The sequence below is a fragment of the Dyadobacter sp. genome (assembly GCF_039919315.1).
Classification (GTDB): Bacteria; Bacteroidota; Bacteroidia; order Cytophagales; family Spirosomataceae; genus Dyadobacter.
This window is the reverse complement of the sequence record NZ_JBDSFX010000018.1, coordinates 15,680-42,227: the sequence shown is the minus strand read 5'-3', so window position 1 is coordinate 42,227 and position 26,548 is coordinate 15,680. Positions and strand designations below refer to the sequence as shown.

At 44.9% G+C, this 26,548-nt stretch carries 22 protein-coding genes and 1 riboswitch; of the genes, 11 read left to right on the top strand and 11 right to left on the bottom strand.

The window, feature by feature from the left end:
* Positions 1–4 precede the first annotated feature (4 nt).
* Positions 5–1,918 (bottom strand): TonB-dependent receptor, encoded by a 1,914-nt coding sequence (locus tag ABIO93_RS04750; protein ID WP_348064978.1) that lies wholly within the window; start codon positions 1,916–1,918, stop codon positions 5–7.
* Positions 1,919–1,995: 77 nt separating this feature from the next.
* Positions 1,996–2,192: riboswitch (cobalamin riboswitch) on the bottom strand.
* 62 nt (positions 2,193–2,254) lie between these two features.
* On the opposite strand from ABIO93_RS04750, the gene ABIO93_RS04745 reads away from it, so the two are divergent.
* Positions 2,255–3,169 carry a DMT family transporter gene (locus ABIO93_RS04745; RefSeq protein WP_348064976.1) on the top strand — a complete coding sequence of 305 codons (915 nt, stop codon included), beginning with the start codon at positions 2,255–2,257 and terminating at the stop codon, positions 3,167–3,169.
* Positions 3,170–3,217: 48 nt separating this feature from the next.
* Complete coding sequence (locus ABIO93_RS04740) at positions 3,218–3,778, top strand: DUF255 domain-containing protein (protein ID WP_348064974.1); 561 nt, start codon at positions 3,218–3,220, stop codon at positions 3,776–3,778.
* Position 3,779: 1 nt separating this feature from the next.
* Here ABIO93_RS04740 and prfA read toward each other — a convergent pair whose 3' ends face one another.
* Positions 3,780–4,853 carry a peptide chain release factor 1 gene (prfA, locus tag ABIO93_RS04735; protein ID WP_348064972.1) on the bottom strand — a complete coding sequence of 358 codons (1,074 nt, stop codon included), beginning with the start codon at positions 4,851–4,853 and terminating at the stop codon, positions 3,780–3,782.
* A 140-nt stretch (positions 4,854–4,993) separates the two neighbouring features.
* Here prfA and ABIO93_RS04730 point away from each other — a divergent pair, with 140 nt between their 5' ends.
* Positions 4,994–5,575, top strand: a complete 582-nt coding sequence (locus ABIO93_RS04730; protein ID WP_348064970.1) for a hypothetical protein — start codon at positions 4,994–4,996, stop codon at positions 5,573–5,575.
* Positions 5,576–5,605: 30 nt separating this feature from the next.
* Entirely contained in the window at positions 5,606–6,538 is a 933-nt protein-coding gene (locus ABIO93_RS04725) for an S-adenosyl-l-methionine hydroxide adenosyltransferase family protein (protein ID WP_348064968.1), read from the top strand.
* A 22-nt stretch (positions 6,539–6,560) separates the two neighbouring features.
* Here the strand turns inward: ABIO93_RS04725 and ABIO93_RS04720 are convergent, their stop codons facing one another.
* Positions 6,561–7,439 carry an aldo/keto reductase gene (locus ABIO93_RS04720; protein WP_348064966.1) on the bottom strand — a complete coding sequence of 293 codons (879 nt, stop codon included), beginning with the start codon at positions 7,437–7,439 and terminating at the stop codon, positions 6,561–6,563.
* A 32-nt stretch (positions 7,440–7,471) separates the two neighbouring features.
* Positions 7,472–7,828 carry a hypothetical protein gene (locus tag ABIO93_RS04715; protein ID WP_348064964.1) on the bottom strand — a complete coding sequence of 119 codons (357 nt, stop codon included), beginning with the start codon at positions 7,826–7,828 and terminating at the stop codon, positions 7,472–7,474.
* A gap of 255 nt (positions 7,829–8,083) precedes the next feature.
* Between ABIO93_RS04715 and ssb the strand changes: the two genes are divergently transcribed.
* Positions 8,084–8,422 (top strand): single-stranded DNA-binding protein, encoded by a 339-nt coding sequence (gene ssb, locus ABIO93_RS04710; protein ID WP_348064962.1) that lies wholly within the window; start codon positions 8,084–8,086, stop codon positions 8,420–8,422.
* Between the two features lie 110 nt (positions 8,423–8,532).
* Here ssb and ABIO93_RS04705 read toward each other — a convergent pair whose 3' ends face one another.
* The gene (locus ABIO93_RS04705; RefSeq protein ID WP_348064960.1) at positions 8,533–10,017 is read right to left on the bottom strand and encodes an FGGY family carbohydrate kinase; all 1,485 of its coding nucleotides are present in this window, start codon (positions 10,015–10,017) and stop codon (positions 8,533–8,535) included.
* Between the two features lie 313 nt (positions 10,018–10,330).
* On the opposite strand from ABIO93_RS04705, the gene ABIO93_RS04700 reads away from it, so the two are divergent.
* From ABIO93_RS04700 to ABIO93_RS04680, 5 genes are all read left to right on the top strand, one after another.
* A complete protein-coding gene (locus ABIO93_RS04700; RefSeq protein WP_348064958.1) occupies positions 10,331–11,794 on the top strand; it encodes a M20/M25/M40 family metallo-hydrolase in 1,464 nt (487 codons plus the stop codon).
* Positions 11,795–11,865: 71 nt separating this feature from the next.
* A complete protein-coding gene (ispE, locus tag ABIO93_RS04695) occupies positions 11,866–12,675 on the top strand; it encodes a 4-(cytidine 5'-diphospho)-2-C-methyl-D-erythritol kinase (RefSeq protein ID WP_348064956.1) in 810 nt (269 codons plus the stop codon).
* Between the two features lie 74 nt (positions 12,676–12,749).
* On the top strand, positions 12,750–13,385 hold the full coding sequence (locus tag ABIO93_RS04690; RefSeq protein ID WP_348064954.1) for a heme-copper oxidase subunit III: 636 nt from the start codon (positions 12,750–12,752) through the stop codon (positions 13,383–13,385).
* Between the two features lie 55 nt (positions 13,386–13,440).
* The gene (locus ABIO93_RS04685) at positions 13,441–14,607 is read left to right on the top strand and encodes a helix-turn-helix domain-containing protein (protein WP_348064952.1); all 1,167 of its coding nucleotides are present in this window, start codon (positions 13,441–13,443) and stop codon (positions 14,605–14,607) included.
* Positions 14,608–14,715: 108 nt separating this feature from the next.
* Positions 14,716–15,915 carry an acyltransferase family protein gene (locus ABIO93_RS04680; RefSeq protein ID WP_348064950.1) on the top strand — a complete coding sequence of 400 codons (1,200 nt, stop codon included), beginning with the start codon at positions 14,716–14,718 and terminating at the stop codon, positions 15,913–15,915.
* On the opposite strand, the gene ABIO93_RS04675 is transcribed toward ABIO93_RS04680, so the two are convergent.
* The 5 genes from ABIO93_RS04675 to ettA form a co-directional block, all read right to left on the bottom strand.
* Complete coding sequence (locus tag ABIO93_RS04675; RefSeq protein WP_348064948.1) at positions 15,896–17,470, bottom strand: OmpA family protein; 1,575 nt, start codon at positions 17,468–17,470, stop codon at positions 15,896–15,898. The genes ABIO93_RS04680 and ABIO93_RS04675 overlap by 20 nt on opposite strands.
* Before the next feature lie 17 nt (positions 17,471–17,487).
* Positions 17,488–18,084, bottom strand: coding sequence for a TIGR00730 family Rossman fold protein (locus ABIO93_RS04670; protein ID WP_348064946.1), 597 nt, complete (start codon positions 18,082–18,084; stop codon positions 17,488–17,490).
* A 46-nt stretch (positions 18,085–18,130) separates the two neighbouring features.
* Positions 18,131–19,513, bottom strand: a complete 1,383-nt coding sequence (locus tag ABIO93_RS04665) for a Mur ligase family protein (RefSeq protein ID WP_348064944.1) — start codon at positions 19,511–19,513, stop codon at positions 18,131–18,133.
* 79 nt (positions 19,514–19,592) lie between these two features.
* Entirely contained in the window at positions 19,593–21,791 is a 2,199-nt protein-coding gene (locus ABIO93_RS04660; protein WP_348064942.1) for a T9SS type A sorting domain-containing protein, read from the bottom strand.
* Between the two features lie 446 nt (positions 21,792–22,237).
* Positions 22,238–23,905, bottom strand: coding sequence for an energy-dependent translational throttle protein EttA (ettA, locus tag ABIO93_RS04655; protein ID WP_348064940.1), 1,668 nt, complete (start codon positions 23,903–23,905; stop codon positions 22,238–22,240).
* A 71-nt stretch (positions 23,906–23,976) separates the two neighbouring features.
* Between ettA and ABIO93_RS04650 the strand changes: the two genes are divergently transcribed.
* Positions 23,977–25,257 (top strand): DUF349 domain-containing protein, encoded by a 1,281-nt coding sequence (locus ABIO93_RS04650; protein WP_348064938.1) that lies wholly within the window; start codon positions 23,977–23,979, stop codon positions 25,255–25,257.
* Between the two features lie 43 nt (positions 25,258–25,300).
* On the opposite strand, the gene ABIO93_RS04645 is transcribed toward ABIO93_RS04650, so the two are convergent.
* Complete coding sequence (locus tag ABIO93_RS04645) at positions 25,301–26,326, bottom strand: LacI family DNA-binding transcriptional regulator (RefSeq protein WP_348064936.1); 1,026 nt, start codon at positions 26,324–26,326, stop codon at positions 25,301–25,303.
* Between the last annotated feature and the right edge of the window lie 222 nt (positions 26,327–26,548).

The following is a 26,548-nucleotide window of genomic DNA, read 5'->3' as shown; positions in this document are numbered from 1 at the left end:
TTATTTATAGAAAGAATTTGGTCTTCGAATCATAACTCATCGTCAAACTTAATGCAAAACTCCTTCCCGGCATTGCATTGTTCCTGACATTTAAGTAAAACGTATTGGTAATATTATTAGCCTGTGCCTGAAAACGCATCTTTATTTTATTCAGAGAGATGGTTGTTTCAGCCATCAAGTTCGCCAAAGTGTAACCGTTCAGAAATTGTGAATTGTCAAATGTGCTGAACCGTTTACTTATAGTTTGTAGCTGGGCTGTCAGCCTGGTATTTTGATACTGGACAAATGCGTTACCATTACCCGAATGCATCGGGACGAACACCAGTTGTTTGCCGATAATATCCACCGAATAAGCGTCGTAAGCCTTTTCCTGCTCGCTTTTGTTTAGGGCATAACCCAGATTGGTGCCGTATTTCCAAAGCTGAGCGTGATGGCGCCAGCCAAACTGTAATTCAATTCCGCGCGCCAGTACCTGCTGCAAATTTTCTACATGATAACTTTTAGAAGGGTTCCAGTAAGTCCAGTCTTTGATCCGGTTGTGGTAAGCAGTAAGCGAAGTTGTAAATGAATGATTAGCGCCTGATAGGTAGTTTTGTTCAAGGCCGATCTCTTTGTTCCAGCCGCTTTCCGGTTTAATGTCCGGGTTACCCAATTCTTTCCAATAACGCTCATTCAATGTAGGCACTCGGTAGCTTCTACCCCATGAGCCTTTTAGTTTCAGGCTGTAATTCAAGTCCTGAACTAACTCGTATTCAGTACCGATGGATGGAGTGAATGGCGGATCGAAGTTGGTCACAAAAGCCTGTCGCATATTGGCGGATACCACCCAGCGCGGGGTAGCCTGCCAGCGTGTGAGCATGAAAAGATCGCCGCGGTTTTCGGTAACGTGGGATGTTCCATAACCTGCCACTTGTGAGCGGTAATGTGTCCATTCCCCTCCAATCTTCATTTGAATGTTACTTTCTGATTTTTTGAAATTCCATTGAAAGTCTTTCTCTGCCCGGCTGGAAAATTTGTCGGTCACCGCATGATCCAGCAATGCATAATCACCTTTGGCATAGTCAATCACATCCCTTACCCAAGCAGTCCTGAATGTCAGATCTTTGATCCGGTAACGCAGCATTGTACGGTAGGCTTCTGTCAACGTGAGCTCCCTCCCCGCCTGATCGTCAGGCGTGAGGGTAAGCCTGTTGGACGTCAGCCATACGTGAGCCGATATTTCCTGGTCATTTTTGGATTGAAGAAACAGATCCTGAACAATGCCCCTTTGCGAGCTTTCTGACGGTAGCAATGCATACAACTTTCGCTCGGAATAGGGAAAATGATTATTCATCCGGCCACTGTACACATTGGTTTTTCCGGAAAAATTCCAGCGGTCATTCAATGTGGCGGCATATCGGCCTGTGAGCTGCATCTGGTGATTATTGAAACTCTCCTGCTGCCTGCACACGGATAGTTGCATGCCTTCATGGGTTGCATTACTGTTCAGCAAAATGCTTCCACCGACCGCATCGCTACCAACAATACTGGCGGCAGAACCGTATTGAACAGAAAGCTGATCAAAACCAGCGACCGGAATAGTGGAAAAATCACTCTGCCCCAATGTCGGGGAATTAATATTCAGTCCATTCCATAACACGGCCGTATGATTGGCCGACGTTCCCCGAAAAGAAGCCGTGTTCAGTTGGCCGGGGCCGTAGTTTTTAAATGCGATGGGTGTGTAAAGTGAAAGCAGGTCGCTGATATTCCCGAAACGGAATTGCGTCAAGGCAGCGGAATCTATTTTCTGTATTTTGAGCCCGCTCATGAATTTTTCAGGAACAAATCCCTTCACAGTTACCGGATTCAGCTGTACGCTATCTTTCTGCGCCAAAAGATTTTCTGAAAGAAAAATGCAAATGGAGGCAGTTACGGCCATGAAAAACCACCGGTCAATGATCACCTGGGCAAATGGATGAATTGGGCAAAAATCCCTTTGTTTTTCCTCCGAAAACAAAAGTTTCGAATTGTTATGGCAGGTCTCCTGGCTCGTCTTTTGATCCCCGGCCTTCCCGTTTTACAGTGGCCCCGAAGATTGGATCAATTGGAATAGACTTACAGTTGCGGGGACAGCTTCCGGTTACTACGGAATTCCCTATTAAGCCTTATTGCTGCTGAGGCAGCGCTATGGCACCAAACGCCACAAAGATAAGCAATCGGATGGACTTTCGACTGTGTGGGATATGCGCTATCTTTGGGGCAAATCCGTCTGTTTTTGGCTGCTACTACCGATAATTTCCCCGCTACCGCTTCCTTCAAAGGCATTTATCTCATGCTGGGAGCAGCTTTTTTCTTTGCATTGACCTCCGCGATTTCCAAATGGCTAGGTAGGGAATTTCACATCGTGCAGCTCGTTTTTTTTAGAAATATTGTGGGGGTAGTGTTTATCATTACCAGCGTCTTGCGGCGCCCGATGCGGCAGGAGGGAGGCAAGTTGGGATTGCTGATTTTCAGGGGAGTAGTAGGAACATTGTCGCTCTACATGCTTTTTTACGCGATTCAGACGCTGGGTTTGGGACGAGCTTCTACCTATCAATACACCTATCCAATTTTTCTCGCACTGTTTTCGTGGGTATTGATTGGCGAAACACTCAATTCCAAAGAATGGGCGGCCATATTCGTTGGTTTTACCGGAATACTCTTCGTTTTTCGCCCTGATCTTTCCATTTCCATGCGGGACAATGCGCTGGGGCTTGGCAATGCGCTACTTACCGCCATTTCCTACCTGTCGATCCGTCAATTGGGCGTGGTGTATGATACGCGGGCTATCATTCTCTCGTTTATGCTGAGCGGAATCATCATGCCGATCCTTTCGATGCTAGTAGGGACTTATTATCCGATGGAACATCTGGATTTTTTGATAGGTACATTCAAATGGCCCGAAAATGAATGGCATTGGCTGGGGTTTCTGGCGCTTGGATTAACTGCATTGATGGGGCAAAAAATGCTGACGCAGTCATTCACCTATGACAAAGCGGGAAGAGTGGCTGCCGTCGGTTATTCCAATATTCTTTTTTCGGTACTGATCGGTTTTTTGATGGGAGAATCCATTCCGTCGCTTGCCACGATAGCGGGAATGATGCTGATCGTGATCGGAGGCATATTGGTTTCTTTTGCCAAAAGCAGATAAACAATTTTTTTATGTTGAAATTTGTTACCAGGAAAAATCAATAAAATCATGAAACAATTCATAACCTCTTCGCTTCTCGTTCTGACATTGCTGGCGGTTTCTACAAGCTTCAAGGCAGATACGGGCAATCGTCCGGCCGAAGGAATTCAGTGGCTGACCATTGAGGAGGCTTATGCGAGAATTCAGAAGGAGCCACGGAAAGTATTAATTGACGTTTATACTGACTGGTGCGGGTGGTGCAAAGTAATGGATCGCGAAACTTTCAAAAATAAGGCGGTAGTTGAGTATGTCAACAAAAAATATTATGCGGTGAAGCTGGATGCAGAGCAGAAAGAGGCTATTACTTTGGGAGACAAAAAATACAAATACCTGGCTGAGGGCGGCAGAGGGATTAATGAAATAGCATTGGCACTCACCAACAACCAGCCCAGCTATCCAACGACTGTTTTCCTTGATGACAAATTCAATATGATCCAGCCGCTTCCGGGCTATATGAAAGCCAAGGAGTTTCACCAGATCATCACATTCATAGGAGAGGATTATCACAAAAAAGAAGACTTCGACACCTACAAGTCAAAAACCTACCGGGAATTGTATCCTGCAAAATAATTTAAACAGTTTCCCCTTCCTGCATCCGTTCCGCGTTTTCTGCAATTCTCAATCTTTCGATAAATTCTGCGATGTCGCCTTCCATAACGGCCGGAAGATTGTAAACCGTGTAACCAATGCGGTGATCGGTGATGCGGCTTTGTGGGTAATTGTAGGTACGGATCTTGTCCGAACGGTCGCCGCTTCCGACCATCGATTTACGTTGTGAACTGATGGCATCGTTATGCTCCTTCAATTTGATCTCGTACAATCTCGACCGCAAAACACCTAGCGCGCGGTCTTTGTTTTTGAGCTGTGAACGCTCGTCCTGGCAACTCACAACGAGTCCCGACGGAATGTGGGTTAGCCTTACCGCAGAATAAGTCGTGTTAACCGATTGGCCTCCCGCACCGGACGATTGAAAAGTATCCACGCGCACATCATTCATATTGATCTGTACATCCACTTCTTCGGCTTCCGGCAGCACCGCTACGGATGCTGCTGATGTATGAATACGGCCCTGGGATTCTGTTTGCGGTACGCGCTGAACGCGGTGTACACCTGACTCAAACTTCATTTTCCCGTAAACATCCTCACCTTCTACTTTACAAATAATCTCTTTGTAGCCGCCATTAGAACCCTCCGTGAAATCCATAATGGACGCGCGCCATCCCATTTTCTCAAAGAAACGCTGATACATACGGAAAAGATCTCCTGCAAAAATTGCCGCCTCGTCGCCACCCGTTCCGCCTCTTACTTCGAGAATAATGTTACGGCTGTCATTAGGGTCTTTTGGAATGAGTAATTCCTTGATCTTTTGTTCCAGTTCTTCCAGTTTCGGCGCAAGGTCGTCGAGCTCTTCTTTCGCCATCTCTCTCAGCTCCTCGTCCTTTTCTGTCGCGATCAGTTCTTTGGTGCCAGCGATATCTTTTTGAAGTTTCAGATACAATGCATATTGCTCCACAATCCGCCCCAGGTCCTTATATTCCTTGCTGATTTTGGAATAACGCGTCGAATCCGATACAATTTCCGGTTGTATAATTTGTTGCGAAACTTCCTCGAAACGTTCTTTTATGGCTTCTAATTTATCGATCATTTTTATTGAATATCTTTGGCACGACTCATTCGGGGCACAAAGATACGCATTTTAGACAAATGAATGTTTTTCAGAGGTTCGACGTATCTTGTGAACATCAACCTGTTGAATGAGGTGTCAGAATTGTAATTGATCATAAAATGAAAAAAATCCTGTACGGCGGTATAATGGTAATTTTGATGACCGGATGTGATCTGGGGAACCGCGTAGAAAATACCAAAGAGTTGAGCAGAGAGATCAAGGCGACACAAATCAAAAGGGTTACCAATACGCAGCTTATTTATTCCGCGGATGAATGGGGCAAGAAAATTGCTCAGATTGCTGAAAAATCATTAAAAAGCGAGTTGAAAAAAAATCCTGAAAAGGCGGGCGAGCTCTGCAAGCATGTCGCGGAAATTCCGGTCATCGCGGCGCTTCAAAAAGAGTATGGTGTCAAGGTTGAACTTTTGGGGATAGCAGATCTGAAAAACCCGGATCTGGCTGTGAAGGAAAGGGAAATACTGGATGCATATTTATACAGTGCCAAAAGCAAGTCTGCGGCGAGTGATAACCTGCAACAGCTCAGCGATACATTATTGGTTTATAATGCACCGGTTTCGGCTGAAAGTGACGTTTGTAAAACCTGTATGAAAGACCAGGAAATCCCATTTGCCGTGTGGAGGCTTCTTTTCAACAAAAAGGAGATTATTAGAAAGTTGGATGCCAAGCAATTGAAAGATTAACATCATATCAACAATTAAGAAAAGGCTCTCATGGAACTGGTTTTAAATTTTGGTATCAATCAAAAGACGTTAAAAAGTTATCTGATAGCAGCTACGACCGTGTTAATGGCTGTGTCCAATGCGTTTGCACAAAGCAATACGCTCGTCTTTCAGTCGGATTTTGGCTTGAAAGATGGTGCTGTTTCGGCCATGAAAGGCGTGGCAATGGGTGTGTCCCCTGATCTCAAAATATTCGATGTTACGCATGAAATTCCTGCCTACAACATTTGGGAGGCATCCTATCGTCTGGTGCAAACAGCCCCCTATTGGCCAAAAGGGACTGTTTTCGTTTCTGTCGTAGATCCGGGAGTAGGTACTGAACGGAAATCTGTGGTGCTACTGACCAAATCCGGCCATTACTTTGTCACGCCTGACAACGGAACGCTTACATTAGTTGCGGAACAGCTTGGTATCGAGGAAGTTCACGAGATAGATGAGGCAGTTAACAGGCGCAAAAATTCGAACGAATCCTATACTTTCCATGGTCGCGACGTGTATGCATTCACAGGCGCACGGCTCGCGGCGAAGATTATTTCCTTTTCCCAAGTAGGGCCGAAGTTGCCCGGCAAAATAGAATCCATTGCCTATCAGAAGCCTTCTTTTGAAAATGGAAAAGTCTCAGGCGGAATTCCTATTCTGGACATTCAGTACGGCAATGTCTGGACTAATGTGGATAAAGAGGTTTTTAATAAATTGAATGTAAAAATAGGAGAGGACCTCCATGTACAGGTTTTTCACCTGAAAAATAAAGTCTACGAAGGCAAGGTGCGGTATGTAAACACTTTTGGAGAGGTAAAAGAAGGGGCGAATGTGGGGTACTTCAATAGCCTGCTCAATTTTTCTCTCGGGATCAACATGGGAAGTTTTTCGGAGAAGTATAAAGTGTTCAGCGGAAATGAATGGAGTATTATTTTGACAAAATAGCAAAACAATACTCCATTGTAACCTATTGTTTTCCAACGACCTGGTATATCTCGTACCAGTCCTGATGGCTTAGTTTGATATCAGATGCGCTCGCACCATTCCTGATGCGTGTTTCCGACAAAGAGCCGATAATGGGCAATGTACCCAGTTTCATGAGCCACGCAACAGCGGTCTGCTCGATATTTGCATCATATTTTTTACCAATTTCTTCCAGCTTGCTTCGCAGCCTTACAGCCTTTTCATCGGTACCATTCAGAATTTTTCCTCCTGCAAGCGGCGCCCAGGCGAGTGGTTTACTGAAACTCTGTTTGATAAAATCAATCCGGCCGTCTTCAATGGCCGTGGTATTCATCAGGTTCAGCTCAATATGATTGGTAACGATCGGAATTCTCAGATAAGAAGCGAGTAACTGATGCTGGAAAACCGTAAAGTTCGCTACCCCGATATGTTTCGTTTTGCCAGATTTCACGATTTCAGCCAGGGCGGTCGCCGTTTCCTCCGGATCAGACAGAAAGTCACTTTGGTGTAACAGGAAAATGTCAAGATAATCAGTATTCAGCCTTTTCAGCGAACCATTGATACTATTCACAATGTGATCCCTGGAAGTATCGTAGTAAGTCAGGTACTTGTCATCGGATTTCCGGATGCCGCATTTGCTGAACAAAACAATGTCCTCTCTTTTGAAAGACTTATTTTTAATGATCTTACCAAAATGTTCTTCAATGGTAAAATCCCCGTATACATCGGCATGATCAAAAGTATTAATGCCCAGTTCGAGACATAAATTAACTGTTTTCTCAATCTGCGAAGTGGTGACTGCACCTTCGTCCGTCCATCTCCAGAAACCGTAAATGGCTTCTGATACCTTGGGCCCGGAATCACTAAGACTAACTTTTTTCATGCGGTGGCTGTTTGAATTCGGTGCAAAAGTATTTATTTCTCCAATCGCTTATCCTTTACGATCAGATAAAAATCGTTTTCGAGTTCGAGATAGCCATAATCATAGACAAAATGGTAGATGCTGCCTTTCAATGTCGGGCGGATACTCGTGATGAGGTTAAAGTCAAATCCTTTTCCGGCCAGGGCAATCTTCGTTGTCTTCGATTTTTCTTCCGGGCAAAGTTCTTCCAATATCCTGCGGTTTTTGCGGAGTTGATTGTTCATGTTCCTCACAATGTTGTAGGAATCTGAATTTAGCCGGTTGTTGTAGCTGTTCCGGCACATATCCGAGCAGAATTTCTTATCCACTCTTCCCATCAGAGGTTTCCCGCATTCCAGGCAATTCTTCATTCTATTTTGATTTAGCTCAGATTCGGGATCAGCGAACCTGATTCAGTGTGTATATGAACTCGTTGCGCAATATAGCAAAATTCGTTTGTAGGTGATACAAAAAGCAATTTTCCGTTTGCAAGCGGCTGCAAACGCTTTTATATGATTGTAAGTGGTAAATAACCGAATCATGTATTGCTGATCCCACACATTTGCAGTGTCGTTTTTAAAGAGCGATCGAAAACAATATCATTCATCATTTAACTAGTAAGAAACATGAACTCAGTAAAATTAATCGGTAATGTAGGACGCGATATCAGCGTGAAAGAGTTTGAAGGGGGCAGATTGGTTAGCTTCTCTCTCGCAACTAATGAAAGTTATCTTAACAAGAATAAAGAAGAGGTGAAAAACACACATTGGCACACGATTGTGGCCTGGGGACAACTAGCGCAGCGTTGTGAAACACTCGTTGAGAAAGGGAAAATGATAGTCGTAGAAGGTAAACTGAATTACCGGCAGTATGAAAATAAAGACAAACAGCTGGTCAGGGTCGCCGAAGTGGTAGCCTTCAAAGTGGAAGAGGCAGTCAAAAATCAGGAGGCTAATGTATCCTGATCAGGCACTCCGAAATACGTCCGGAAATGTTTCAAGAATGTGCAATGGTAATGCCTGGTCTCGGTCAACTTAAATTGATCAGAAATAAGTGTGACGAGACCAGGTATACTTTACAAGCTTTTTTCAAGTGCAAGTTTCCAGTTGCCGTATGCCTCTTTGGTGGCCTCGGTCACGCTGATGTCAGGTTCAATGGTTCTCAGAGCTGTTAAGCCAACGAAGGCCTCTCGTCGATTTTTGTAGTAGCCAAGTCCAAAACCTGCGGCCCGTGCAGCTCCCTGGGCTCCATCGGTATTATAAAGCTCAACAGTAGCACCCGATACATTGGCGAAAGTTTCACGAAAGACAGGACTCAGGAACATATTGGCTTCACCGGCACGGATATTTTTCAGCGAAACGCCAACTGTTTCCATGATTTCCATTCCATAGTACAAGGCAAATACGATACCTTCCTGTGCTGCCCGGGTATAATGGTTTAAACCATGTCTGCTGAACTGAAGTCCTTTGAATGTGGCGCCCGGATCCTGGTTTTCCAGCATTCGTTCGGCTCCGTTGCCGAATGGAAGACAAAATAGTCCGTCTGACCCAACAGGTGCGTGTGCTGCGAGGCTGTTCATTTCCGGGTAAGATATATTCCCCTGGAAAAGTGAGTTGCGAAGCCAGCCGTTGAGACTGCCGGTTCCGTTTACGCATAACAGCACGCCATAGCGGGACGATTTGGAAATAGGATTAACGTGCAGAAATGTATTGACCCTGGATTTTGGGTCGAACTTAATCTGATCACTAACCCCGTAAACAACGCCTGAAGTGCCTGCGGTAGCGGCTACTTCGCCTGGTTCCAGTACGTTTAATGAGAAAGCATTGTTAGGCTGGTCGCCCGCCCGGTAAGTAACAGGAATGCCAGCACGAAGCCCCAATTCGGCCGCAGCAGAAGCAGTTACTTTTCCCTGTTCGGCAAAAGTAGGGAGCACAGCAGGTAGTATGTCCGGATTAAAACCGAAATAGTCGAAGAGAAAATCAGCAGGACGTTCATTGACAAAATCCCAGAAAATACCTTCGGATAAACCCGACGGCGTAGTCACAATTTCGCCCGTCATACGAGCAGCCAGGTAATCACCCGGCAACATGAATTTATGAACTTTTGCGTAAATCTCCGGCTCGTTTTGTTTCACCCAGCCCAGTTTGGAAGCGGTGAAGTTGCCTGGCGAATTGAGCAGGTGAGGCAGTACATATTCCTCTCCTAATGATTCCATTGCTTTGTTACCGACTTCAACGGCCCGGCTGTCACACCAGATAATGGATGGCCGCAATACATTCATGTCTTTGTCAACAACAACCAATCCATGCATTTGATAGGAAATCCCGATTGCACCGACTTCATCAGGAGAAATTCCTGCTTTTTTGATAACTGCCAGGGAAGCAAGGCATGCATTTTCCCACCACATTTCAGGTTGTTGTTCTGCAAAGCCAGGCTTTGGTGCGGCGATGGTCATTTCCCGTTCAGGATAAAATGCTGAGGCAGCGACGGCCCCCGAATCTGCGTGAATCAAGCATGCTTTGACGGATGAACTGCCTAAATCGAATCCAAGGAAATACATTTTGCTTTGTTTAATTTGATTGAAATGCTTTAACCGATTAAATATAAGTGCTAAAAAGTACAAAAATGTTCAAATAAATTTTAGAAAAGAAGTTTATTAAGTGTAATGTTCACACTTAATTTAAAGTCATGAATGTACTCGATTTTGAACCAGTGGCTAAGAAAGAAGTTCTGTGTAGAAAAAATTCTGTATTTTGAGAAAGATATTGAATATGATGGAATCTATTTAAGGTCTAATTTGTGTTTAACTTGCGTTGTTTAAATGTCTTTACAGATATTTAAGCTGGTATTAATGACATCCTTTATCAGGAATTATGAGAAAAGTTGTACAAGTTGTATTGGTTGGTGGTTTTGTTGTTTTTTTTGCCGGATTTCGCGCTACTGAGAAAAAATGGGAGAAGCCTTTTTCGCGTTTGGACAATGAAGTTAGAAAGAATAGTAGAGCCTATGAAACACTGGGTGACGCTACAAAGTCGATCGGTCACAGGCTCACTGGAAGTGTAAATGGCGAAAAGGCTGAGGAATATGCTTTCAAACTGCTGAAAAGCTATGGTTTTACCGACGTGGTCTACCAGCCTTTTGAAGTGGAGGCCTGGATGCGTGATACTGTAACTTTATCCATTGCACCTGGTAGCAGCGATAATTTCAGAGATGTTCCTGTGGTATCACTGGCACATTCACCCGTGGAATCGAACCTTCAGGGCCAGATAGTGGATGTCGGCAATGGACTGGAAGAGGATTTTGAAGCAATGAAAGAAAAGGTAAAGGGCAAAGTTGCTCTTGCCAATATAAATCTGGTTGGCGTTACAGGCAAGAAAAACCTGCACAGGTCGGAAAAAACAGCCCTGGCTATCAAGTATGGCGCACGCGGTGTCATTATGGTCAATGGCGCTCCGGGTAAGATATTATTGACGGGAACGGCATCGGTTACTGGCGCTATCATTTCAATTCCGGCTGTTTGTATTTCCAATGACAGTGGTAACGAGGTGAGAAAATGGATCAAAGAAGAAGGTCCGTTGGAAGCGCATATTGACATGCACAATATTTCAAAACCGATCAAAGCAAGGAATGTCATTGCTACATTGAAAGGAAAATCAGACGAAAAAGTGATCATTGGCGGTCACCTGGATTCCTGGGACCTGGCAACTGGTGCGATTGATAATGGAATTGGGTCATTTGCGGTAATGGATATTGCCAGAACCTTTAAAGCACTCAAAGTAAAGCCCGAGCGCACGATTCAATTCGTACTTTTTATGGGTGAAGAGCAAGGCTTACTAGGGTCGAAGCACTTTGTCAGCGAACTTAAAAAGTCAGGGGCTATCGACAAGATCAGCTATATGATGAACCTGGATATGACCAATGATCCCAAGGGCGTCAATGCATTCGGGAGAGAGGAAATGAATGAATTCTTTGCAGGTGTCGGCACCGCAATCCGTCATGTCGATGAAAGTTTTAAAAATGAGTCGACCAATCGTGCCGGTCTGCATAGTGATCATCAGCCGTTTATGCTGGAAGGTGTCCCCATAGCAGGCTTGTCCGGGCATCTGGATCCTAATGTGCTGCAATGCTATCATGCAGATTGCGACGATTTCAGCCTTGTTAACAAAGAACAGTTTGAAAACACGGTCCGTATTGGTTCCATGTATTTATATGCGCTCGCCAATGCGGAAAGTATAGCTGTCAAGAAACTCTCCGATCAAAAAACACGCGATTTCTTAATATCCCAGGGATTGAAGGAAGAGCTGGTGATTGGTCAGGAATGGCGCTGGGAGCACTAGGAAAAAGATATTTGGCAGGTCAGGAATTATTTCGAGGATGGGTTCCTGGTAAGAATTAATTATGTTTTATAATGCTTGTATTTCCAAACGCAAAAATCAATCTCGGGCTAAACATTGTTGAAAAGCGCGCTGACGGATTTCATAATATTGAGTCCTGTTTTTATCCGGTGGGATGGACAGATGCATTGGAAATAACAGCTCATGAAGAGTTTCAATTTCATTTAGACGGAATTGCGATTCCTGGTAATGGGTCAGATAACCTTTGCTCGAAAGCATACCAAATGATCGCGGCGGACTACGAACTACCTCCGGTCAAAATACATTTGCTAAAAGCCATACCCATAGGTGCCGGACTAGGCGGAGGCTCCGCAGACGCTGCTTTTACGATCAAAGCACTGGATCAGCAGTTTAAGCTTAAAATTTCTTACGAAAAACAACTCCATTACGCACGTAGATTAGGAAGTGACTGCGCTTTTTTCATTCTGAACAAACCTGCCTACTGTTTTAGCAAGGGAGATGAAATGGAAGACATATCGTTAAGTCTGGCTGGACAATGGATTGTAATGGTTAATCCGGGCTTACATATCTCAACGATTGAGGCTTATTCGGGAGTTCAGGCGAAACGAAGCGACGAGGATTTGCGTACTGTACTAAAAGAACCCGTTGCTTCGTGGCGCGACCAAATTAAAAATGACTTTGAAGCAACACTTTTTTTAAAATATCCTCTATTAGAGACTATTAAAAGCGAATTGTACAAGCTTGGAGCGACATATGCTTCGATGAGTGGCTCGGGATCAACGATATACGGGATTTTTGATGAAGAGAAAGATTTGAAAGAAAATTTCGACGATTGTAAGGTCTGGCAGGGGTTTCTGCACTAAATTTAATGTTTCCGAATGTGCGTGAAGGTCGGGAATTGTCGTTATCTTCACCTATTGCTTTTAATGCGCGTTTTTTGATCAGATTTGAAAACAAGGAAATGAGTCCAAAGCATACCACGAAATTAAAGGAAAATCCTTTTACCAAACGACGTGAACCATTAGGCTTCATGCTTTGGCTTGCTGTGGCAGGTAGCTCACTTCTTTTTACTTCCATATTCACCATTTTTCTTGTGCGCATGCACAGGGAAACGGGACACCTGATCGCCCTACCAGATATGTTCTGGCTGAGTACATTGGTTATTTTGTTCAGCAGCATCACTTTGCATGAAGCAAATCTGGCTTTTGTGAATGAGCGTTTTCTGCACTACCGGGTCTTTCTGGGAGCGACGCTTGCCCTCGGTTTTATGTTCATTTTATTGCAGGCCGGTGGCTGGATGGAGATGATCAACACGGGAATTTTTAGCGGAGTCAACACTTCCGAAGGTTTTATTTATTTGCTGACCGGACTACATTTACTTCACATTTTGTTGGGTGTCGGCTATTTAACCTTCTTGTTCAGAAAAGCGGTCAGGAACAGAACTTATGTTGATTCGTTTGTTTACAGTGTTAACCCTCCCAATCGCCTTCGTATAAAGCTTTTTACCCGCTATTGGCACTTTACCGGCGCGCTTTGGCTGGTAGTCTTCGTCTTCCTGATATTGCTCTATTAGTTACATTCAAAAGTTTTTTTTTGAGATTCGTCTGCGGCCATCGAGAAATCCATCTATGATCCCATTCATTCCGCCAATTCGCAGCGATCTTTTTTCAACATTTATGCTGCTGGGCTTTGTCCAGGGGCTAATACTTGCTTACTTTTTTCTGACACATTATAAGGGAAACAGGTTACCTAACTTGTTCCTGGGTATTCTTATTCTGGGCATGTCGCTGATCATCAGCGATGTCTGGCTCGGTTATACCAATTACATGTTCCAGGTGCTATGGATCGTTGATTTCACCGAACCGCTAAACCTGCTACTCGCTCCAATGGCCTATCTGTACATTCGGACAGGAGTAAGCCAGCGTGCCCGCAAGTCGGATTGGTTACACCTCATTCCGGCGGTGGTCTATTTTGTTTATATGTGCGTGCTTATCTACCCGCAGGGCCTTGCGTACAAGTACAACAACCATCTTGGTTCCTATCATCCTGAAATGACGTATCTGCCTTCCGATTTTTACGGAGAGCGGTGGATGTTTTTCCCGAAAAGGCATATCAATGATTTTACATTTATCAGTATGCTCATTTACAACATGACAGGGTTCGTTTTCCTGAAAAATGCGTTCAAGGAGCGCGGAGTATCTCCTTTTACGAGATTGAAAAACGATTTGTCCTGGTATAGGGACATTCATTTGCTTTTGACGTTTCTGGTGATCACCTTCTTTGTCGTTCGTACGAATTTTCCGCACGATCTGGGCGATCATATTGTCGCTGCGTCTATTTCTCTGATCATTTATATAACGAGTTTCACCGTGCTACGCAGGTCATTGTTTTTTCAGGAAATCAATGTCAGGCAGCAGAAGAAGTATGAAAAATCATCATTGACGGCAGAAATTCAGTCAACTACCCTTAGGAAACTGGAAGAGGTGATGAGCAGTGAAAAGCCTTTCCTTGATCCTGGGTTTTCCATGCCGGTTCTGGCCCGGCGGCTGGGGATTTCGACCCATCATTTGTCCCAGATCTTAAACGAAGAGCTCAAACAGAATTTCTTCGATTTTTCAGGCGCTTACCGAATTAGAGAGGCACAAAAGCTACTGACGGACGGGGAAAGCCATTACATTAAAATCGAAGAGATCGCTCAAATGGTGGGTTACAATTCAAAATCTGCATTCAATACTGCTTTCCGGAAAGTGACCGGCTCCACCCCGTCAGAATACAAAAAGAGCATCACCAAATAGCATTTTTTAATGTACTGATCTATCGGGAAGAACGCCAGACTGATAAGCGAGGTCTTTCGGGGACATTTCTGCTGATAATTTTGGGCTTCAAACCAAAATCAGTCAGTCATGAAAAGCGAGTACAAAACGCAAGAAGACCTTTCAAAATTACGCCGGTACGATCTCGACTGGCTCCGCGTCATTGCCTTTGCCATTCTTATATTTTTCCACGTCGGGATGTTTTTCAATCATTGGGACTGGCACATCAAAAACAATGAGTTGACTCGTATCATTGAATGGCCGATGCGGTTTAGCAGCCAGTGGCGGATGTCATTGTTGTTTATGATCTCCGGGGCAGGCGTGTATTTTGCGCTGGGGAACCGTGGGCCGAAGTCATTTCTTGGAGAAAGGTTTATCCGGATATTCATTCCTTTGCTGTTTGGAATGTTTGTGGTAGTACCTCCTCAGATCTTTTTCGAACGCATTACCCAGGGTGCAACATTCTCCTATCCCGATTTTTACAAAACCGTTTTCGATTTTCTACCTTACCCGAAAGGCAGTTTCAGCTGGCATCATTTGTGGTACCTGGTGTATATTTTCTTTTACTCACTTTTAGGATTGCCGCTACTGCTTTTTATTCGTCGTAACTCTGAAATGACGCGCCGCTGGGCTGGCTTTTTTAGTAATATTTATCTCCTGATACTGATTCCTGTGATCTGGCACGCAGGTGGAAGTTTGCTGCTGGGAGAACGGTTTCCTACTACTCACAACCTTACCAGGGATTGGAATGAGCATTTTCACGACTTTACATTGTTTGTAAGCGGATTTGTGCTGTGTACCCAGACGACTTTTTGGGAAACTCTTAAAAAATTCAGAAAAGTTAACCTGAGCATCTGGCTTGTAATGACCACTATGCTTTACACGTTTTACTGGTCGGGGGATTTTGATATTGATGGATGGGAGGTGGTTCTGTATTATCTGATCAAGACGGTCAATGCATGGTGTATCTTGCTGTCTTTCTTTGGGTATGGATACGTTTATCTCCAATTTTCCAACCGTTTCCTGAAATATGCCAATGAAGCAGTTTATCCGTTCTACATTCTGCACCAGACCGTTATCATTTGCCTTGCCTACCCATTGATCAACTCACCGTTGCCGATAGCTGTGAAGTTTCTTTATCTCTCGGTAGCAACTTTTTTAGTATGCCTGGTTATTTACCATTTTGTGATCCGACAGTTCAGTGTGCTGAGGGTATTTTTTGGATTAAGACTTGCCAAGTCTCGCAGACCTGGTAAGTCAGAGGTCGCTCCTATTTCTTTAAAATCTTGAATTCAACGCGACGGTTCATCTGCTGACCTTCGGGCGTATCATTTTTAGCGACTGGAACGGTTTCGCCATAGCCTTTGCTACCGACACGATCAGGTTCAATGCCCTTTCCGATCAGGTACTCCCGCACGGTATCAGCCCTGTCCTGTGATAATTTGATGTTAAAATCAGCACCACCGGTATTGTCAGTATGCCCACCAAGTTCAATGGCGAGCGTCTTATTTTCTGTCATTGAAATAACAATGCGGTTGAGCTCGGGGAATGATTCACTATTAAGCGTTGATTTTCCCGTGGCAAAGAAAATGTTGTTCAAACGAACGATCTGACCTTCCTCGATCGGGATGAGCTTTAAAGATTTATTCGTAATTTCTTTAAAGCTTTTTCCTTTTCCGGTAGAATCCGTGAGGTCAATGTTTTCACCCTCCGCTATAAAATCCGGAGCAAGGGCCCGCATGCTGTATTTGCGGCCGTATGGTAAAATGATCTTGTACTCGCCTGTACTGGGGTTGGTAGTAGCGGTGCCTATCTCCTCGCCGTCGGCCAGGTCTTCATAAATGATCGTCGCTTCTACCGGTTTCCCTGTTTTAGCGTCAATTACTTTTCCACTGATCATCACTACCGGGTCCGCCGATGGCAATACGGCGACAGGAGCCTCCGTAGTATCCCCTACAACCGGCTTAGGTTGCAGGTTGAATCGCACAACATCACCTTTGCCCTCGGTATCCTTAAACGAAACCATGTAGGCAAAGTCGCCAAGGGCCGAAATTGTGTAGTAAGCGTCATAACCATCCGAATTGATGGCAGGGCCGAGATTTACAGGACGGCTCCATCTTTTCCAGGACTTGTCAATGCGTTTGCTGTAATAAATATCATTGCTCCCCTGTCCGCCTTTGCGGTCGCTTGAAAAGTAAAGTGTAACGCCATCGGGTGCTAAAAATGGAGTGGTTTCAGTAAATTCCTCTGTATTGATCTCAGGGCCGAGGTTTGATGGTTTAGACCATGTTCCGTTTTTCTGCTTGAAACTGACGTACATGTCATCCGTCTTGCTATTTTTCTTTTCGCTGAATGACATGACGAGTACTTTCCCATCGGTAGACAAGTAGCCACAGTCAAACTGCCCTTTGCTGATTTTAGCGTACCCCGGAATGTCCAGTTTATTGGGAGCGGTCCATCCTCTGGTTGTTTTTTTACTTGTTGAAAAGCCGCGGGTCTCGTAAACCCCGTTTTTATATGATCCTTTGATCAGCAATGTGTTACCGTCGGGGGTAATGCTGTAAAGGCTGTTGTAGTCCTCTTTATTGATCGGGGCCGGTAACCGTCGGGCCATAGTCCACTTATCATTTTTCAATTCAGAAAACCAGATGTCCTGGCTTCCTTTCGGCCCGCGCGTATTCTGCGGATGGCTTACCCGTGAAAAATAGATCGTTTTGCCATCAGGAGATATGATAGGACTGATTTCGTTGTACTCAGAGTTAACTGCTTTTCCAAGATTTTCCAACTGGGCATACGCCGCGAATGAAACGGAAAAGGTGACCATTAAAAGAAATGAAATACGCATTGCTTCCGGAGGGGTGACTAGTTATTGTCTATATATAACGACCTATCCAGTGGCTTATTTTCCGGATTCAACTGGCTGGCTTTTTCCATTTTGTCTAAAAGCTCCGAAGCATTATCGGCCACGATCAGCAAATCACGGTTATCGCTCCGCAAAAAGCCCTCTTCGACCATTTTATCCAGTTGTAATAGCAGCAGATCGTAAAAGCCATTGACATTCAGCAAGCCCACGGGACCTTCAAAAATCCGCAGCTGGGCCCAGGTCAGGATTTCAAAAAGCTCGTCAAATGTTCCATATCCGCCCGGTAATGCAATAACGCCGCCCGAAATAGATACCATTTTAGCTTTTCGTTCGTGCATGGTGTCCACAAAATGCAGTTCCGATAGTGTTTTGTGTGCCACTTCCAGCTTGGCCAGGAAGTTGGGGATGATGCCCGTCACAAATCCGTCGTTTTCCATGGCGCCATCAGCCACACGGCCCATCAGGCCCATGTTACCTCCTCCGTAAATCAGCTTGATATTTCGTTTAGCCAATTCTGCGCCGAGTGCGTAAGCTGACTCCGCGTAAATAGCCTTTTTTCCTGGATTAGAGCCGCAATAAACAACTATGGATTGCATTGGAAAAGTAATTTAATGGTAGGTGTGGTGTAAGTATCAATTCATTTTAACCGAGGACAGTGTCCGCCAGGTTTTTCAGGTCCAGACTGCCAAATGTCCCCGAACTCATCAGCAGTAGATTGCTGTCTTTCCATTCCAGAGATTTTAGAAAAGAAGCCAGTTCGTCGGAGTCCGTGAATATCCTCAGGTCATCCCGTTTGAACGCCTCACGGATATCCGATTCTGTAATGGGTTCAAGCCTTTTGTGCTCGATGGTCAGCGGGTTATAATAAACCACCGCAATATCCGCCGCATTCAGCTTTCTTCGGTATTGTTTTAAAAATGCTTTGTTAAGACTGCTGAAAGTATGCAATTCTGCGCAGGCGATCAATGTACGATTCGGAAATTGTTCTTTGAGGGCCGCTGTTGTTGCTTCTACTTTGGAAGGTGCATGCGCAAAGTCACGGTAGATATTGACAGAATCGTTTTTGCCCAATAATTCAAGTCTCTTAGATGCGCCTTTAAATGACTGAATGCCCTTGTAAAATTCTTCATCAGTAATCCCAAGCCTTTCACAAACCGCGCGGGCACCACTGATATTTTTCATATTGTGATTTCCAAACACAAGTACCGGGACTTCTCCCTGCTCGGCAGTAATAAGAATAGTCTTACCGTCGACGATTTTGTTAGGATGAGCGCTGTATGGAGTACTGACAACGTCGAGCCTTCCTTTTTGACCGATCACGTCCAGCATATCATCTGTTTCATCGAAAATAATGGATCCTGCCCTCGGGAGCGAATCCGCCAGTAGTTCAAACTGTTTCACGTAAGATTCCCAGGTTGGAAATACATTAAAATGATCCCAGGCAATACCGCTGATCAATGCGATATGCGGCTGGTAATGCATGAACTTTGGCGTTGGGTCAAGCGGGGAAGTAAAGTACTCATCGCCTTCAACAACGATCAGCGGAGCATTTTCAGAAAGCTTTACCATATTGTCAAAACCCTCGATCTGCGCGCCGACCAGATAGTTGAATATACGGTTGTTGTATTTCAGGACATGCAGGATCATCGAGGTAATGGTAGTTTTACCATGGCTCCCGGCGATCACGACGCGTTGTTTATTCTGGCTTTGTTCGAAAATATATTCAGGATAAGAGTACACCTTCACGCCCAGTTCCCTCGCCTTGGCAAGCTCAGGATTGTCCTGGCGGGCATGCATACCGAGAATGACCGCATCAACATCCGAGGTGATTTTTTCAGGAAACCATCCGGTCATGGCAGGCAGCAGGTCATAAGAGGCAAGGCGGCTTGCCGATGGCTCATATACTTCATCGTCCGACCCGGTCACAATGAACCCTTTTAAATGAAGCTCGATGGCAAGATTATGCATGACACTGCCACCGATCGATATAAAATGTATTTTGTGTAAGGATGAAATTTGGCTCATTGATAAAGATTAACTGATTCTGTGCGAAAGTTAGCAAGAATTGACCTTTGGGCAAATCACACCTGACGGGCTTTTTGGTTTATCGGGCTCCCTCTTTCACGAACTTTACATTTTCCTGCTCACCGTTGGCCCGTGTGAGGCCGATGATGTAGGAGCCGGAAGATAGATTCTCCACATTGATCTCAGCTTCGGGGCGGTCGGATTGGTAAACGGTCCTTCCGGAAGTATTCATGATCCGGACGGATTTTACGCCCTCCCAGTCATTGGTTGTGATGATAATTTTATCCGTAGCAGGGTTTGGATAGGTCATGGCCATTGTTTCGGAATTAAAATTGACACTGACGATGCGACTGTACGCAAAAGTCTGATCGAGATCTATCATTTTCAAGCGATACAGGTTTTGTCCTTTTGCAGGGGCAACATCCGTGAAAGAATAGTGTGTCGTCGCATTCCTGATCTCGCCACCAGCCGCCACTATTCCTATGGTTCTCCATTTTTTACCTTCAATGCTGTGTTCTATTTTAAAACTTTCGCTGTTTACCTCCTCCGATGTTGCCCAGCTTAGCAATGTGGTGTTTTTCTCTTTTGCAGCCTTGAAACTGATGAGTTTTACCGGAAGTGGCGGAGTGACATCCAATGATACGGAGGAAGACTTAGGCCCGCAACCGCTTCTGATGGTACTTACTGAATAATTATAAGTTCCTGTTGTTCCGGGAGCGCTGATAGTAATGGTTTTAGCACTCTTATTACTGAAATCCGGGCCGTTCCACAAGAAACCGGCAACATCGCAATCCTGACCAGCGCAGTCGGCACTCAGCGTGACGGAGCTTCCGGTAACTGGATTGGTTACTGAAGTATGCGCATTGATGGAGAAGTTACAAGGAAGGTAGTTGGACGTATTCCATATTTTGTCCCAATAACCCAGATCCGTCATCCTGATAGATTTGGGTTGCAGGTCGCTTGCTGCGAAATTCTGTCCGCCTATTTGTTTCCATTGTTCAAAAAGAAACTGGCTGGTGAATACATTCGGGAAAATGTTAACCGTCGTGGGTGCCGACCTTGCAGGAGGCTGATAATTGGGTTTGAGGTATAATTCCTTGCATGCGGCAATGGCAGGAGCCACCAACTGGATCTCATTGTCGCTGAAATGCATGGCAAGATGCAGGTAATCAGTGCCATGCTTAAACGCGCGCGGAAACCATTCGGCTGGAATCGCCCCGTTAATACCCGAGCCGCCACTAGGTTGCCCCATATCGATCGGGTCAAATTCCAGGGCTGCTATTTTGTTACTGGCCGTGCCTTTGATCGCGTCAATGCCCATGATTTTTTTCCAAAGGTCAAACTGATCAGTGCCATCCGTATGGTACATGCCGTCGGATAGTTCCAGTGCGAGGACCAAAGTGCTGCTGTGTAAATGCCAGTTGTTTCCCTGTACAGAGCCGAAATCGGAAATGAAATGAAGTACCTTGATATTGGGATTTTGACTTTTGACGGTGTCGTAAAACCCTTTAAAAAGCTTCAAAAGTCCCCAACCTGCAAAACGGTGGAGGTCACGGCCGATTTCGGAGTTATAATTCCCGTCGGTGGGCTGCGGCGCTGTGTTCATCGGGTAAGTTTGCCGGCCCCAGGTTACATTCGTTTGGTTTGGGAACTGAAGCGGCAGGAATTTGGTACGCCATGCCTGCAATGCCTTTGCTTCAAACATGCCGGAGTAGTTGATATCATTAATGATCTTTTGGGGCATATAAAATTCTTCTGAGCCATTATTGCCCATCGCCACATATAAGATCCTGGACGAGTAGCCCTGGACCTGTGATAATGCATCATTGACAAAGGAAAGAAATCTGCCCGTAGCATACTCGGAGAATACGGACGGGCTGGTATGTGCTATATTGTCGCGGATCAAGACACCTCCGGAAGTTTGTGCAATGTCCACGTTGGAAAGATAGGCGTCATTCCAGAACCCCGGGCGCAAGTAAGCAAAGTGGAGGGCTACCTTCATATTCGGGTTTAGGTCGAGAATGGCTTTTACGGCCAGTGCCATCTTTTGGCGCTGGTAATTGCCAAGCGTAGGTTCGTACTGTTCCCACTGTACGTGCAGTCGGACGGCCGTCACACTGGCGTCTTTTCCGTTATATTTCAGGGTAGCAAATTTCTTGATGTAGTCCCATTGTCCCGGGTTAATACCATTGGCGGCGGTAGCATCAAAGCCGTATCCAGTCGTATTCAGAACAATTTCTCTTTGCCCGAAACTCTCATTCAGACACAAGAGGGTCAATAAAAAGGCTAAATGGAGTGATAAGAAGGTAACATTTAAAATCTCTTTTGCGCAAATTGGTAAATAGCGTTTCAAGTGCATAAACTGTATTTTCAGTGGCGATAAAATTCAAAAAATAAAAATACTACAAAAATATAGAATATATACTACACTTAAATGTAGAAATTTATGAATAGAGGATTTCCGTTTCGCAGAAGCACGTTCTGCAAATAGTTTGAGAGGGAAGAATAGAAGGTAGTTGAGAAATTCTAATGTGAGAATTTATATTCAATATCTAATTTTTAATAGACTAAAATGTAACTGGAATTATAAAATTTCGTGGAAAGGTATTATAATAAAATTAAATTGCAAGAAATTGTGAAATAATTCTAGTTCGTAACGCAAAAAAGAGTGTTTGCCTTATAAGGCAAACACTCTTTTTTGTAGACTTTATACTAGGATTACTTCTATGCCAGCTTTTTGTATTTGATCCGCTTGGGAGTTGCGTCTGTTCCCAGGCGTTTTTTGCGATTTTCTTCGTATTCGGAGAAGTTTCCTTCAAACCAATATACCTGTGAATCACCTTCAAATGCAAGAATGTGCGTGGCAACGCGGTCCAGGAACCACCGGTCGTGGGAAATGATCACGGCACAGCCAGCGAAATTTTCCAGACCTTCTTCCAATGCCCGCAATGTGTTAATGTCAAGATCATTGGTAGGCTCATCCAGCAAAAGCAGGTTTCCGCCCTCTTTGAGAGTCATGGCCAGGTGTACCCGGTTGCGTTCCCCTCCCGAAAGTGTTCCTACTTTCTTTTCCTGGTCGCCGCCGCCGAAGTTGAACCGGCTGACATAAGCCCGTGCATTGGATTGTTTGCCGGCGATCATGATCCAGTCATTACCGTCGGCAATGCTTTGATACACTGTTTTTACCGGATCCAGATTGTCGTGCTCCTGATCTACATAGGCTAGCTGAACCGTTTCGCCTACATCAAAATGCCCGGTAAGTGGTTTGATCTGCCCGGTAATGAGTTTGAAAAGTGTAGTTTTTCCGGCGCCGTTAGGCCCGATAATCCCTACGATCCCATTTGGAGGCAGCGCAAAGCTCAGATTTTCGTATAGTAACCGGTCGCCAAAGCCCATGGAGACATTGTGTGCTTCTATCACTTTGCTGCCAAGTCTTGGGCCAGCCGGGATGAAGATTTCCAATTTATCCTCTTTCTCCCTCCCTTCTTCACCTAAAAGTCTTTCATATGCGCCCAAACGTGCCTTGGATTTGGCCTGACGCCCCTTGGCGCCCATGCGTACCCATTCCAGCTCGCGCTGTAATGTTTTTTGGCGTTTGGATTCTGTTTTCTCTTCTTTTTTCAAACGCTCCTGCTTCTGTTCCAGCCAGGAAGTGTAATTGCCTTTCCAGGGAATTCCTTCCCCACGGTCCAGTTCCAGGATCCAGCCAGCCACATTATCAAGGAAATAACGATCGTGGGTAACGGCAATAACGGTTCCTTTATATTGTCTCAAATGCTCTTCCAGCCAAAGAACAGATTCGGCATCAAGGTGGTTGGTAGGCTCATCCAGCAACAATACGTCTGGCTGACGAAGCAGCAGGCGGCATAGCGCAACCCGGCGTTTTTCTCCTCCCGACAGCGTCGACACCAATGCGTCGGATGGTGGGCAGCGCAATGCGTCCATAGCCACTTCCAGGCGGTTGTCCAGGTTCCATGCGTCGAAAGTGTCGAGCTGCTCCTGAACTTCACCCTGGCGAGTCAATAACTTATCGAAATCTGCGTCCTCTTCTCCGAAAGCCTCATTGATCTGATCAAATTCCTTTAAAAGATTGACAATTTCCTGAACACCTTCCTCTACCACTTCTCTTACAGTTTTGGTTGGATCCAGCTTAGGTTCCTGCTCCAGCATACCCACAGAATAGCCGGGTGAGAACACAACGTCACCCTGAATATCCTTGTCAATGCCTGCTATTACGCGCAAAAGTGTTGATTTACCTGACCCGTTTAAACCTAAAACCCCGATTTTAGCACCATAGAAAAAGGATAAATAGATGTTTTTAATGATATGCCGGTTAGGAGGAATGATTTTGTTAACCCCCGACATTGAGAAAATAATGGTTTCGTTACTCATTTTTTGTTTAATTTGTGCGTAACAAATATCGTTATATATCCCTACACTTAGCAGATAAAAAAATTGAAAGAATGGAAAATGCCACATTGAATGATGAATACGGCTACGTTAAAGACAGCAAAGTATTTTTAAAGGGGTATTTGGAATTCCCCGACCGGCAAATTGGAGAAGTAAAAAGGACAGAGCAGGAAGCGATAGATTATTTCAAGAATCGTTTTAATATTGTCCTTAACAAGGTGGAACAACTGGAACAGGAAATAGATGAAGCACTTAATAAGGGCTCCTATCTGACCAAGCTGATTCAATTGCAACGTAAGCTCAAAGGTTTTGACGCATTAGGGGATTTTGTACCGCTGTTGCAGAGGCTGGAAGAGAAAGAAGAGTATCTGAAAGGATTGATCGAGGTTAATCAACTGAAAAACCTGGAAATCAAACGCGCACTTATTGAAGACGTGAAAGTTGCGGCTGCCATTGAGGATTACGCCGCAGCGACAGACCAGATACAGGAGATCAAAGCAAAATGGATCAGGACAGGTCCGGTTGAAAAAGAATTTCAGGAGGAAGTGGAAACCACTTTCCAGCAAATACTGGACGATTTCTTCCAACGCCGCCGCGATTATTTTGACGAGCAGAATAAGATTAACCAATTCCGTATAGAAGAGTATGAGAAGCTGATCAAGATCACGAAAACGCTTAGCTACTCGCGTGACCTGGATGACGCCTATTCGAAAGCCAGAGATGTGCGGAATGCCTGGAACAATATAGGAGAAGTTCCTCCAAAGCGTTTTTTCAAAGTCAACAAAGCCTACAGGCACTTCCTGAAGCTGTTTTATGACAAGTATAACCTCGCTAAGGGAATTGAACCGAAAGTACGTGTTGACCCGCGTATCGTGGAGCAGCAGAAATTACTTCAGCAGGCAGAGGTACTTTTGAGATCGCCAGATATTGTGGAAGCGTCTCAGGAAGCCAAGGTGTTGCTTAGCAAATGGAAAGAGATCAAAATCCCTTTCAAAATGGCGGATAAGGAACTAGCCGAGCGTTTCCGGATGGTGTGCGATAAAATATTTGAACTAAGCTACCTGGCCCGTGTGATCAGCCGTAAGTATCCGGCTTTTGACCTGAAAAGTCCGGAAGAGCAGTTGAGGACTAAGTACCGGGAACTTGAATGGCTTGCGAAAAGGGAAAAAAGCGATCTTGAATTCGCCATACTTGAATTTGACAGAACTGCTACCGGCGATCCAGAAGTGGACAAGCAAGCCGCTGGTCGTATCAATATTCAGAAACGCAAGGTGCAGATGAAAGAACGTATCCTTTCGGAATTTGAAAGGAAACTGAAAACGATTACCGGGTAACGATTACCGGGTAACGATTACGGGGTAACCTTTACCGCGTAATTTACCTCATTGAGGATTTATTAATAACAAGATTCGATTGCAATACCCTGGTCTCAAACTCGACCGGGGTATTTTTGCTTTCGATGAGGTCCAGCAGCAGTGAAGTCGCCTGTTGTCCCATTTCAAAAGAGGGCTGCGTCACCGAGCTGACGGGCGGGTCGAGCAATGAGGACATGGCCAGGTCACAAAACCCTATCACCGCTACGTCGTCAGGCATCCGGTAGCCCAGTTGCCTGAGTGCCCAATGTATGCCCATTGTAATACGGTCGCTGGCTCCGAAAATAGCATCAGGCCTTTCGCGCAGTGCCATTAGCTGGTAGGTACGTTCCGTTCCGCCTTGCTGTGTGATTTCGCTATGAAGCACCCATTCGTCCTGAAAATCAATATTATGTTTTCTTAATGCATCCTTATATCCTTCCAGCCTGAACCGTGTGATCGATACGGGCTTAGGTCCGGCAATGTGCGCAATCCGTTTACATCCTCTTTTTATTAAGTGTTCCGTAGCTTCAAATGCGCCTTTGTAGTCGTCCACGCGTACCTTATGCGTTTGCATGGCATCGCTTACCCGATCGAAGAAAACAACAGGAATGCCCTGTTCCTGCAAAGAGACAAAGTGATCAATGTTGGTAGACTGACTCGAAATCGCTACCACCAGTCCGTCGACCCTGCGTGATGCAATGTGCCTGGATGCCGACCGTTCGCGTTCGAGTAGTTCGTGGCTTTGGTATATCATCGTATGGTACCCCCTGCTGTAAGCAATGTCCTCCACGCCACCGATTGCCGACGAGTAAAACCGGTTCGCAATATCCGGTACAATCACCCCGATTGTTTGCGTCCGGTTTTTTAAAAGACTGATCGCGATTGGATTGGGATAATAGTTCAGCTTTTCTGCCAGATTTATCACTCTTTTCTTGGTTTCCTCGCTGATCTCGCTGCTATCCCGAAGTGCGCGGGAAACTGTCGATTTCGAAACATCAAGCTGTCTGGCGATTTCCTTAATGGTAATGGATACCTTTTTCATCGACAATATGAGAATAATGCAATGTTATAATATATTCTGGGAAATGCACCAAATATAGGTTGTTGCACAAGTTACTAAAAATGTACTAGCGTTCCGGGAATTTTTGCGTTATCGGGAACGGTTCCGGGAACGGTTGCGTAGATTTATAGCTTTTTTTCAAGATTTATTTTTGTGTATCACCGAATCAATGTTTAAACTAGGTTAATTGTTGACGACGTTAGTAGGGCT